Annotated in this window: 8 protein-coding genes, 1 tRNA gene and 1 rRNA gene; 7 read left to right on the top strand and 3 right to left on the bottom strand. The window is 62.0% G+C overall.

The features are described 5' to 3' along the window. Together rrf and ABIC35_RS21655 are read left to right on the top strand one after the other, a co-directional pair. Positions 1-81 (top strand): 5S ribosomal RNA (gene rrf, locus ABIC35_RS21750); the annotation flags it as partial. Between the two features lie 89 nt (positions 82-170). Next, positions 171-247, top strand: a tRNA-Met gene (locus ABIC35_RS21655). Here the strand turns inward: ABIC35_RS21655 and ABIC35_RS21650 are convergent. Continuing rightward, on the bottom strand, positions 204-1,325 hold the full coding sequence (locus ABIC35_RS21650; RefSeq protein WP_436286797.1) for a recombinase family protein: 1,122 nt from the start codon (positions 1,323-1,325) through the stop codon (positions 204-206). The genes ABIC35_RS21655 and ABIC35_RS21650 overlap by 44 nt on opposite strands. Between ABIC35_RS21650 and ABIC35_RS21745 the strand changes: the two genes are divergently transcribed. Beyond that, positions 1,308-2,045: a hypothetical protein gene (locus tag ABIC35_RS21745; RefSeq protein ID WP_436286796.1), complete on the top strand. Its 738-nt coding sequence runs from the start codon at positions 1,308-1,310 to the stop codon at positions 2,043-2,045. The two genes, ABIC35_RS21650 and ABIC35_RS21745, sit on opposite strands and share 18 nt — an antisense overlap. Positions 2,046-2,119: 74 nt before the next feature. Beyond that, a complete protein-coding gene (locus tag ABIC35_RS21635; RefSeq protein ID WP_183049421.1) occupies positions 2,120-2,686 on the top strand; it encodes a helix-turn-helix domain-containing protein in 567 nt (188 codons plus the stop codon). A 123-nt stretch (positions 2,687-2,809) separates the two neighbouring features. Here ABIC35_RS21635 and ABIC35_RS21630 read toward each other — a convergent pair whose 3' ends face one another. Next, positions 2,810-3,607 carry a Crp/Fnr family transcriptional regulator gene (locus ABIC35_RS21630; RefSeq protein WP_147425893.1) on the bottom strand — a complete coding sequence of 266 codons (798 nt, stop codon included), beginning with the start codon at positions 3,605-3,607 and terminating at the stop codon, positions 2,810-2,812. A 173-nt stretch (positions 3,608-3,780) separates the two neighbouring features. Here ABIC35_RS21630 and ABIC35_RS21625 point away from each other — a divergent pair, with 173 nt between their 5' ends. From ABIC35_RS21625 to ABIC35_RS21615, 3 genes are read left to right on the top strand one after another with little or no spacing between them, the layout of a single operon-like run. Next, positions 3,781-4,731 (top strand): ferritin-like domain-containing protein, encoded by a 951-nt coding sequence (locus ABIC35_RS21625; RefSeq protein WP_121078062.1) that lies wholly within the window; start codon positions 3,781-3,783, stop codon positions 4,729-4,731. A 27-nt stretch (positions 4,732-4,758) separates the two neighbouring features. After that, positions 4,759-5,751, top strand: a complete 993-nt coding sequence (locus ABIC35_RS21620; RefSeq protein WP_064309776.1) for a ferritin-like domain-containing protein — start codon at positions 4,759-4,761, stop codon at positions 5,749-5,751. Then, positions 5,751-7,094 carry an Nramp family divalent metal transporter gene (locus ABIC35_RS21615; protein WP_354278609.1) on the top strand — a complete coding sequence of 448 codons (1,344 nt, stop codon included), beginning with the start codon at positions 5,751-5,753 and terminating at the stop codon, positions 7,092-7,094. The genes ABIC35_RS21620 and ABIC35_RS21615 overlap by 1 nt, the downstream gene beginning before the upstream one ends. A 643-nt stretch (positions 7,095-7,737) precedes the next feature. Here ABIC35_RS21615 and ABIC35_RS21610 read toward each other — a convergent pair. Next, positions 7,738-10,380, bottom strand: a complete 2,643-nt coding sequence (locus ABIC35_RS21610) for a TonB-dependent receptor (protein ID WP_354278608.1) — start codon at positions 10,378-10,380, stop codon at positions 7,738-7,740. Between the last annotated feature and the right edge of the window lie 892 nt (positions 10,381-11,272).

Here is an 11,272-nt window from a genome sequence, read left to right as displayed (position 1 = left end):
CCATCCCGAACTCGGCCGTGAAACCAGACAGCGCCGATGGTACTATTGCTCAAGCAATGGAAGAGTAGGTCGCCGCCAGGCATTGAAGCCGGTGTCGCGTTTGGACCAGGAAACACGGAAAAACCCATTCACATGTCCCCCGTTTGCCCCACCAAGGGCATCAGCATTGGCGCGGGGTGGAGCAGCCCGGTAGCTCGTCAGGCTCATAACCTGAAGGCCGCAGGTTCAAATCCTGCCCCCGCAACCACCGCCACAGAACGCCACACGCCGCCCTCTCGGGCGGCGTTGTCGTTTGTGGCATACGCAACCAGATTCTCCACCTTCGCGACCACTTCCGCCTGCGGGCCGTCCGGCTCGTCCGGGAAGATCGTGACGCTTTCGACGAGCCGAGACAAAATCTCCGCAGCTTCTGGTCGCGCGGCATCGTTATCGAGCGACGCCCGCAGCTCCGCCACCTTGGCGCGGAACTGCTTCCGCAGTTCGCCGTGCGGCGGCAGAACAGAGCGAGCCGTATTCCCGTTAGTCGCAGATCCGCGGGAGCTGCTTTCCAGCCGCGACTTCTCCGCCTCTCTATCCGCGATCATCGAACGCAGTGCTGGGCTCGCCAGGCCCGCGAGCAGGTTCTGGTAGAGATTGGCGAGTTCGGTCTCGAGCTGCTTCAATCGCACCTCGGCAGCGTCCTGGTGGCAGCCCTCCCGCTGCCCCAGTCGACGCGCTTCACGTTCGAACTCTTCCGCGAACAGCCGCGCATGGTCTTCGGTCAGCAGATGTTCCTGGAGAATGGCCAGCGTTGCCGTCTCGAGTGGGCCTTTGCGCACCGAGATTTCGTTCCCGCAGGTGCCGCGCTCCTTCTGCCCCGCACAGCGATAATAGTCCTTTCCGCTGATCGTGTAGTTGGACCCGCAACGGCTGCATCGGATGAGACCCGAAAGCAGGTGCTTCGCGCGGTTCCGTCCGGCAGGGGAGGCTGCCGATGACGCCCTTTTGCGTTTTCTGATCTCCGCCTGAGCGGCCTCGAATAGCGCGTCATCGACAATGCGGAGATCGGGCACCGCAATCTTGACCCATTCCGATCGGTCCCGCAAGCGGTAGCGGCGTTCCCGCTTTTCGCTGTCAGGGGTTCGCCGCCAGTGACGACGACCCCAGACCAAGCGGCCGACATAGAGCGGGTTGTTGAGGATACCGACCAGCTTCGCCGGGTCCCCGCGGACGGTCGATGCATTCCATTGGCCGCCGCGCGGACCAGGCACAGCTTGCTCGTTCAGGCGCTTGGCAATCTGGATCGAGGAGAGCCCGGAGGCGAACCAATGAAAAATCTGGCGCACGACAGCTGCCTGCGCTTCGTCGATCTCGATGAGCCCGCGGATGCGCTCGCCGTCGTCTCCGAGCCGAACGACCCGCTTGTAGCCATAAACACGCCCACCGGCGGTGCGGCCTACGAGAATAGCCGCTTGCATCCCGCGCAAGGTCTTATCGATCAGATGCTTGAGATGGATCGCGCCGAGGAGTCAGGCGACAGCGAATTTGATCTCGTCGACATGGCCCTCGCTGATGGTGTGGAGTTGCACCATATGGAACGACAGCTTCTTGCCCAGCCATGCGATATCTTCCGCGTCGCGTGCGAGCCTGCCGAGCGACTCGCAGACGATGGTGTCGACGTCACCCGCTTGCACCGCCGCGAGCAGGCTCTTCAGGCCCGCGCGGTCGCGGCGATACCCCGACACCTCTGGGTCGAGCTAGGTCCCGACCACCGTGCCGCCGAGATAGGCGACGAGGCTCGCGCACGATGCGACCTGATCCGCGCTGGAGGTTGCGGTCTGCATGGTCGTGGAGTGACGGCCGTAAAGAGCGATGCGGCGAGGAGCGTTGGTCAGCATGGCTTATTGTTTCACACCTTCGGGCGTGCGGGAATCCCGCGTCCTTTCGTGATGGCGTCGCGCTGCCTCTCGGGCGAGCAGCCGAACGAGCTCTGCCAGCGCATGCTGCGTCTCCTCGTCTTCCACCCATTTGATACGGACAACGGCCATGCAGGCGTCTTGGGATGACGTTTTTCAAACGTGCACGAACGTTACAAAATTGTTAGACTGTCCGAATGAGACAACATCGGCCGCCCTGTCGAATGCGATTGCCGAGAGGATTCCGCCGCCTTCGCGATGACCTCGGTGCGATTATCCGAGCCTATCGGCGCGGCGACCGGGGCACGGGATATCCCGTCGCGCCTAAAGTCTTCGCCAGCAACATCGGCATCAGCAGGGGCGCATTATCGCGGATCGAGAATGAGCGGGCATGGCCTGGCCCGGACACGCTGTCCCGTATCATGGATGCGTTCGAGATCGATTGGCCGGTGGTGGCGGAGGTAGGAGAGAACCTTGGTCCGCACCTGAAAACACCAAATACCTGGCAGGAGGGGCAACGGGCAAATCTTTGCACTGCGCTCCGACAAGGGAGGCAGGAGCTTGGCTGGACACTGGCCGAACTAGCCCGACGCAGCGGCTTGTCGGCATCGCAGCTGTCTCGCATTGAGCGCGGCCAGATCGCCCGATCCGCTGTGCTTACCTTGGAATCGGAGGACTTCAACATTTTGGAAGAAGACCGTCGCGTCGTCTTCGCCCATCCGCTTCTGATGCAGGTTGCTACCGGACAGCTCGGCCAGGAAGTTGGTGCAGAAGGGCAGGGAGGTGGCTAGTCGTGGGACAAAGCTGCCATACCCACGTTGCCGGCCGAATGGCAGATACTGGGTGAAGATCGGTCGATCGCGCCAAGGTTTTCATGCTGAATAGGTCAGACGGAATTCGGCGCACCGGTTCAATCAAGGCACCAAGGTGGCCTCCGAGATACGAAGTTGACCCGGCGATGGAGGAGGAAGCTGCACTCCCCGCGGCCAAGGCGCAATTTCCGCAGCATACCGCGCCTCGGCAGCGCCATACGAACATCCTGCCACCACCGTCAGGCGCTCGCGATCAGAAATAGTAAGGCGTGCACGCTCGCAGCGGAGTATCTTCTCACCCTCTAGCACATGGAAGCATTCGGTCACGCTCGCCCGTCGTGTGTGAAGGGCGCGTGCGACCTCGTCATGCGTCAATGACAGCGTGTCGCCTTGGCTGCGATCGTGGAGCATCAATAACCATCGAGCGACGCGGCGTTCCAAGGGATCGATCGTGTTCGAGCCCAGCATCGAGGCCACCTGCTCCAGAAAATTGTCCGCGTACCGCAGCAGATTTGCACGGAGCGTCAGACTTTTCGCGCACGCCTCCAGCAGGGGCCCGGCAGCAATGGACAGGACGGTACCACCCTGCATCTCCACGGTTGCGAGGCTAAAGCTCTCTTCCACCCCCATCAACAGCGACCAGCCCAGCATGCCCTCATGGCCGACTAAGCCCAGGGCCGGCTGACGATCGCCGAGAAGCGCCTGACGAACACAGAAGACCGCAGTTTCCGGAAAGATCAATTGCACCGCTCCGCACGGCGTGCGGCTTACCTGGTCCTCGCGGTCGACGTGCAGGCGGGAGAGGTGCGGGATCAGCAACCATGCGTCGCATTGCGGAAGGGATCGCAGCAGCAGATTGCCGCGGATGTCCGGCGCATAGCGGGCGTTCGGTTTCAGCATCGGCGCGACCCTCTCCTCGTTGCCTGTAAGCTTCGCAACGTGCGGCGCCACGGATGCATGAAAATGCGCGTCATGGGACGTTTTGTACGACACCGTACCCAGCCCGCCCCGAACCGGAACTGCTTGAAAACGCCCGTGGTTCGAGAGCCGCTACCATCAGGGAGGCACTCGCCATGAACCAGGAAGTCGAGCTACTCGAAGCGTTCGAACAACAGGCCCAACGCCGAAAAGACCGCCGAGAATTCTTCAAGGCCTTCGCGCTCACCGCAGTTGCCGGGGGCGGACTTGCAATGGCGACCAGCATCCAGCGCGCCGCCGCGCAGGCCACGCTTACCGATGGCGACGTACTCAACTTCGCGCTCAACCTCGAATATCTCGAGGCGCAATTCTATTCCTACGCCGCGAACGGCGTCGGCTTGTCCGCCGACCTGCTGACCGGCTCCGGCAAAGTCGGCGCTGCCATCGGCGCACGCCAGGCGACGTTCAGGGATCCGGCGGTCGCCGCCTATGCCCAGGAAATCGCTGCGGATGAACGCGCCCATGTCGCCTTTCTCCGCAGTGCCATCGGCGCGACCGCCGTGGGGCAACCCCAGATCGACATCGGGGTGTCCCCCACCAGCGCCTTTTCCAACGCGGCCCGTGCCGCAGGACTCATCGGCGCGGGTGAATCCTTCGATCCCTATGCAAGCGACGAGAACTTCCTTCTTGGCGCGTTCATCTTCGAGGATGTCGGGGTCACCGCCTATAAGGGCGCCTCGCCACTGATCACCAACAAGGTGTTCCTCGAGGCCGCCGCAGGCATTCTGGCGGTGGAGGCCTATCACGCCGCGCTCGTCCGCACGACGCTCGACGCCAAGGGGATCGCGGCCCCGAGCCTGGTGGACGCCACCGAGGCGATCTCCAATGCGCGCGACAGTCTCGATGGGGCAAGCGACGATGATCAGGGCATCCGTCCCATCGGCACGTCCAGCAACATCGCGCCGCTCGACGCCAACGGCCTCGCCTATAGCCGCTCGACGGGCCAGGTCCTCAATATCGTCTACCTGAACAAGGCGGCCGTCACTGCCGGCGGATTTTTCCCCAACGGCGTCAACGGCACCATCGTCACCAGCGCAGCGAACTGATCGCTCGGTCCTAGGGAGGCCTCAGCCATGAACCACGATATCGTTCTCCAGGTCCTGGACGCATGCGACGCTCGCCGCGCCGAACGCCGGGCCTTCATGAAAAACGCAGGCTTTGCGGTCGCGGGAGCTACCATGCTCGCCGCGTGCAGCAGCAATGACGATGGGCCGGGATCGATGATCACGCCCACGCCGACGCCGACCCCAACCCCTAGTCCGTCCGGCGCGCTCTCCGATCAGGACGTGCTCAACTTCGCGCTGAATCTCGAATATCTGGAAGCGCAGTTTTATTCTTTCGCCGCCAATGGCGTTTCGCTGCCGGCGAGCCTGCTGTCTGGTACAGGTCAAGCCGGCGCACCGAACGGCGCGCGGCAGGTGACCTTCAAGGACGACGCCGTGGCCCGCTATGCGCGGGAAATCGCCGGCGACGAACAGGCGCACGTCGCCTTTCTTCGTAGCGCCCTTGGCAGCGTTGCGGTCGCTCAGCCCAATCTCGACCTGTCCGCCGACGTGAACGGCGCATTTTCGACAGCGGCACGGGCCGCCGGATTGGTCGGCGCCAACCAGGCATTCGACCCCTATGCGAGCGACGAAAATTTCCTGCTCGCGGCATTCATCTTCGAAGATGTCGGCGTCAGCGCCTACAAGGGCGCCTCGCCGCTGATCACCAACAAGACCTATCTCGAGGCAGCAGCCGGCATTCTCGCGGCAGAGGCCTATCACGCCGGGCTGATCCGCACGACGCTGTATCGCAAGGGGCTGACGACGCCGTCGCTCATCGATGCCACCGAAGCCATTTCCAACGCGCGCGACAGCTTGGACGGATCGAGCGACCTTGACCAAGGTATCCGCCCGATCGGCACTGCCACCAACATCGTACCGACGGACTCCAACGGCGTGGCGTTCAGCCGCTCCGCCGGCCAGGTTCTCAATATCGCGTATCTCAACAAGGCGTCGGTCGATCGTGGCGGCTTCTTCCCCACCGGCGTCAACGGCACGATCAAGCTCAGCGCCGCCAGCTGATGCCGCCGTTCGAGGGGGACATGGGCGCGTCCGGGGGCTCGACCGCAAGCCGCGCGGCGAGCCTGCCCGGCGCGTTCCGGGGCGTCGCGGTGCCCGCCGCCGCGGGGTTCTGGCGGAAGCTGGGTGCCTTTGCGGGCCCCGGCTATCTCGTGGCGGTCGGCTATATGGACCCTGGAAACTGGGCGACCGGCCTCGCCGGCGGTTCCGCCTTCGGCTATTCGCTGCTGTCGGTCATCTTGATGTCGAACCTGATGGCGATGTTGCTCCAGAGCCTATCGGCGAAGCTGGGCATCGTCACGGGCATGGATCTTGCCCAGGCTTGTCGCGCCCGCTACCCGTTGGCACCTCGGATCGGCCTCTGGCTGCTGTGCGAACTAGCGATTATCGCCTGCGATCTGGCGGAAGTGATCGGTACGGCGGTGGCGCTCAAGCTGCTGTTCGGGCTTCCGCTCGTGGGCGGGATCCTCGTCACGTCGCTCGATGTGTTTTTGATCCTGACGCTGCAGCGTCACGGCTTTCGACAGCTGGAAGCGTTCATCGTTGCGCTGCTGATCGTCATCGCCCTCTGCTTTGCTGTGGAGCTCCTCTGGGCGCAGCCAAGCATCGGGGCGATTGGTGCCGGGCTGCTGCCATCGCCGCAGATCGTCACGAATCCCACGATGCTGTACGTCGCGATCGGCATCCTCGGGGCGACGGTGATGCCGCACAATCTCTACCTCCATTCCTCGATCGTACAGACACGCGCCTTCGACCGCAGCGACTGCGGGAAGCGCGAAGCCATTCGGTTCGCTACGATCGACAGCACGGTGGCACTCAGCCTTGCGCTTTTCGTCAATGCCGCGATCCTGATCCTCGCCGCGGCCGCGTTTCACGGGTCGGGCCAGACCAAGGTAGCGGAAATCAGCGACGCTTATGCCCTACTGGCGCCAGCGCTCGGCGTGGGCTTGGCAAGCACGCTCTTCGCGGTGGCGCTGCTCGCGTCCGGTCAGAACGCCACTATTACCGGGACGCTGGCCGGGCAGATCGTGATGGAGGGCTTTCTCGACCTTCGACTGCCGCAGTGGCTGCGGCGCATGATCACGCGCGGGCTGGCCATCGTGCCTGCCGCTGCAGTCGCGGGCGTGTACGGGGACGGCGGCGTGGCGAAGCTCCTATTGCTAAGCCAGGTGGTACTAAGCCTGCAACTTCCGTTCGCCGTCGTCCCACTCGTGCGCTTTACTGGCGATCGAGCATTGATGGGGCGCTTTGCCAACGGTCGAGTGATCCGCACCGGTGCGCTTTTTGTCACGACCGTCGTGATCACGTTGAACGGCGTTCTGATAACCCAGATGGTCCTTGGTTGATTTCGCGTGTTCGACAATTTGCGAACTGGGTGAGGGATTGAAGAGGCTGGCACTCTCCCGTCGTGGCCCATAGGAGCGCAGTCAGAGGCGTCTTCTGAACGGCGGATTTTGACGCGACCGGACGGTCAGAGGCCGTAAATCAACGACGCATTCTGGTCGACAGATGACGCGTTGATCACGTGTTCGGTAGGGTCGGCTATCGCGCTCTGCCACCAGAAAGAGTATTAGCAGAAACTACTCAGCTCCAATCGCCCTCTTCAGCATTCGGCCCACAACGTCTACATCAGCATCCCAACGACCGATTGGTCTGCTCAATGGTCGGATTTCATCACAACTAGCTAGGTTCAGGATTAAGCCCCCAGCTGGAACATCTGCATATAAGATTGCGCCTAACCGGATGGTCTATGTAGACACACGGAGAGTGGCAGGCGATCCAGATGATCGCAACACAAGGCTGTCGGCTGGGAAATTGGCATCGACGACGGGGGGCCCCCGATTAGCGGTGCTCGGAAGCTTGACTTAACGACGCGAAGCGCACTTACACATCGAGGAGTTGCTGGCGCAGCAGCAGCAGGCCTCGCCCGCAGGCGTCGGACCACACGTAGGCGAGGCGCCGAGATCAGGTCCCGGCGCCCCTTCGAGTTTACAGATTGAGGTTGAGCGACAGCAGGAACTTCCTGCCGCTGCGATACACGCCACGCGGCAATGCGGGGGTGTTCGCGTAGGCATAATATTCGGCGTCGGTGAGGTTCATCGCCGATGCGGTAATGCTGACGTTCGAGATCAGCTTGTACGTCAGCGATGCATCTACGTTTTCCACGCCGCGCACATACATGTTGTCGCCGCGATCAACCCCGGTGAAGTATTTCGACCTCCAGGTATAGGTGCCGCGCAGGCTCACAGGGCCCTGCTCCCAGAATGGGCTCAGGCTCACCTGATGGCGCGAGTTGAACGGCAGATCGGCCCCATCGCGGCCGGACCCGTCCGAGTAGGTATAGTTCGCCAGCAGTCCGAAGCCGAGTGGCAGCTCCTGCTGATAGGCGGCGGCAAACCCCTTCACCTCGGCTGATCCGGCATTGAAGGGCCGGCTGATCTGGTAGGTCGTCACCCGCCCCTGAGACTGGTTGAAGTACTGCTCCGGCGCCGTCTGGTTCAGAATGTAATTGCTGATGTCCTTGTAAAAAACCTCCGCTGACAAGATCGAGCGTGGCGCGAAGTACCATTCCAGCGAGACATTGACATTGTTAGATTTGTACGGTTTCAGGTTCGGATTGCCGCCCCCACCGGTGAGAATGCCGTCGGAAAGCCAGAAGTAGTTGGTAAGGTCGGCATAATTGGGCCTCGCCACGACTTGCGCTGCCGCAAAGCGGAATATGAGATCCTTGCGGACATCAGCTATGACGTTCACGCTGGGCAGGATATTGTCGTAGCTGCTCTTCGTCGTCTGCCAGCGCCAGTTCGATGCGGTGTTACATGGCGTGCCCGAGGCACAAACATAGCCCTGGCTGGAGGTGCCGGTGTGGACGTAGCGAACCCCAAAATTGCCGCGCAGTCCCGCGACCTCAAAATTCGCCTGACCGTAAAGGGCGTGGATGTCCTCATCCACTTCCCAATTGCCAGCGGTAAACTCCGCCGCGGCAAAGATGGACGGGGCCGGCAGGGTTCGCCCTTCGAGGAACTGGACCATCGACGGACCGCTGATCACGAACCGGCGGGCCATCTGCTCGTTGACCTGGAAACCGGCCAGATAGTTGCTCGGCGCCACGCTGGGACTGAACTGGGATGCGGGAGCAGACAAGCCCGAAAGCGCGATGCCGGCATAGCGCTGCGCGGTCTCATGGCGTCGATATTTGTACCCGAACAACAGCTTCTTGATCGGACCGTCGAAGCCGATATCGGCGTCGAGCTGGCCATAGCGCTCCTTGTCCGTCGTCGGCTTGGCGACAGTGTTGCCGCTCCAGCCCGGATCGGTCACGAAGCTGCCCGGCGAACCTTGGACGTTGCTAGAGTAAGTCAGGATACCGGGGGCTTTGGGGGCGCCCGAGATGTCGAAGGTGTAGCTGGCGCTGTTGAGGAACTCCAAGAACACCTGTCGCTTCGTTCCGCCATCGGCATCCGAAAGGCCGCCTTGCAGCGCCACGTTGAACGCACCGCTATGCCACTTGGCACTGGCACGGTAGGTGTCGGAGTGCATCTCTGCTTCGCGATACTGCACGTCCAGCACGCTGAGCGCGTTGTTGAAGCTTGCCTTAGTGACGATCCCATCGCGGACGGTGAGATCGGTGAGCTTGTCGAGGCTGTTCCAGGTATTGCCCTGGAAGGCGTACATCGATTGGTTGAGATTGTTGTAGGTGGCGTCGATCTTGAGCCAATCGAACTGCAGCTCGAAGGCTTCGGACGGGCGCCACTGGGCCGTGGCAGAATAGGACAGGCGCTCGCGGCTCTGCTCGAAATAGGAAGTGCCGAACGCGTTCGGACTGACCGCGTCGAGATTGCTCGTCAGCGTGCTGGCGCAACTGCCCGTGCAGCCCGCCTTGCGCGAGTCCACCGGATTGTCGGCATTGCCGCCGGCCCATTGGCTCGCCTTGATCGTGCCATAGCTTTCCACGCCGTCACGACGCAGCCGATCCTTGGCCCGCTGGAAAGAGGCGAGGATGCCGAAGGTTGCCGCCTCATTCCGCCAGCTGATGAACGCCGAGCCCTGAAGATCCCCCTTCTTCGAGCGGTCATTGTAGAGATAGCCGAGCGACCCGGCGACCGAGAGCGGCTTCAGTGCGAGCGGCGTGCGAGTAAGCACGTTGACCGTGCCGCCGATCGAACCCTCGTCAATCCGCGCCTCGGGCGACTTGTAGACGTCCACGCGGTCGACGAGCTGCGGCGCCAGCAGGGCATAGTTGAAGGTGCGGCCGGGCGTATCAAGGATGAACCAGTCTGCCGAAGCGACGGTCTGGCCGTTGAGCAGCGTCCGGTTCAACGACGGGTCGGTGCCCAGGATCGAGACCTTTTCGCCCTGGCCGAACTGCCGATCGACGGTGACGCCCGGCACAAGGGTAAGCGCTTCGGCGACATTGGTGTTGGGAAACTTGCCGACATCCTCGGCAGAAACCGAATCTACAATCGCGCCTGCTTCCCGCTTGGCCCGGATCGCGGCGGCAAGCGATGCGCGGTATCCGGTGACGACAATCTCAGTATCTCCCGCGCCACCGTCTCCGGCCTGCTCCTGCGCCATAGCAGCCGTTGGAAGCGCGATGAAGAAGCTCGCCCCCGCCAAAATGAGTGCTTTCAAAGCAGCATCCTCCCTAATGCGTTGTTGCGCTCTATTAGCTCGGGAGACCTATTCGCCCCCCTCAGCAGCCCAATCAGTATATAAACAATACCAATGAGTCAAATTGGTCCTGTGTGGGAGCCTTAGCATCTCGTTGGCGGAAGCTACTCACCGGCGTTAGATTACATGCGGTAGCTAGTTTTACCGTTGAAAGCGCGGAAGATCGGACGGCATCTTCGTATATGAGTAAATCAGCTCTTGCTGCTCCACCACGTGCAGAATGAAAACGATTGGACTTCAATTGGGTATGCGAGGTAGAGCCAGTGGCAGAGGCTAAGCCGCGCCTTCAGTCTGGCAGGCACACACATCAGCCGGGCAATCTGGCAGCACTCTTTTGTTACTCCCACAATCGGGTCAGCCGAGAGCTCGTTGCCGCTACGCGTCGGAAAGTATGGCGCATAACCGAACGGCAGTTTGCGCGACCCGAATGGCGGGTTTCAGCAAGAGCCGCCGCTCACATCACGACGCTGAATGTCTTGAACTGGTCGGGAGCGGCCGCGGCGAGGCGAGCAGGTGCACCAGGCAGCAGCGCGCCCACTTCCCGCCGTTCGGAGGATCTCGCGAGCTTTCCAGAAGCGGACGTTCCGCGATTTTCGTTCGCACTCAGTCCCCGTACCGGTTGGGGGGGGCCAAGCAGCCGGCCCCCTGATTGGGGCTCTCGCCAGCCAATGGATTATTCCAGAAGCGGACTCAAACGGACGGTTCTCAGATTCAACCTGGTGACGGCAGTCCGGCGAAGCTGCCGTGTAGCGCAACCGGCTGAATGACGGCTGTCGCAAAGAACAGACATTACAGCCGAGCAAACTGCGAGCTTTCGAGGGCTCGCAGCTAAGCAGCCGTCCACCAGGATTTG

The sequence above is a fragment of the Sphingomonas trueperi genome (assembly GCF_040545965.1).
GTDB lineage: Bacteria > Pseudomonadota > Alphaproteobacteria > Sphingomonadales > Sphingomonadaceae > Sphingomonas > Sphingomonas trueperi_C.
The sequence above is the reverse complement of the archived record's forward strand: the minus strand, read 5'-3'. Positions and strand labels throughout refer to the sequence as shown.

Bases quoted from the DNA above. Each gene is read 5' to 3' on its own strand.
- ABIC35_RS21620 (WP_064309776.1), top strand. From the start codon at position 4,759: ATGAACCACGATATCGTTCTCCAGGTCCTGGACGCATGCGACGCTCGC.
- ABIC35_RS21745 (WP_436286796.1), top strand. From the start codon at position 1,308: ATGAAAAATCTGGCGCACGACAGCTGCCTGCGCTTCGTCGATCTCGAT.
- ABIC35_RS21615 (WP_354278609.1), top strand. From the start codon at position 5,751: ATGCCGCCGTTCGAGGGGGACATGGGCGCGTCCGGGGGCTCGACCGCA.
- ABIC35_RS21630 (WP_147425893.1), bottom strand. From the start codon at position 3,607: ATGCTGAAACCGAACGCCCGCTATGCGCCGGACATCCGCGGCAATCTG.
- ABIC35_RS21635 (WP_183049421.1), top strand. From the start codon at position 2,120: ATGCGATTGCCGAGAGGATTCCGCCGCCTTCGCGATGACCTCGGTGCG.
- ABIC35_RS21625 (WP_121078062.1), top strand. From the start codon at position 3,781: ATGAACCAGGAAGTCGAGCTACTCGAAGCGTTCGAACAACAGGCCCAA.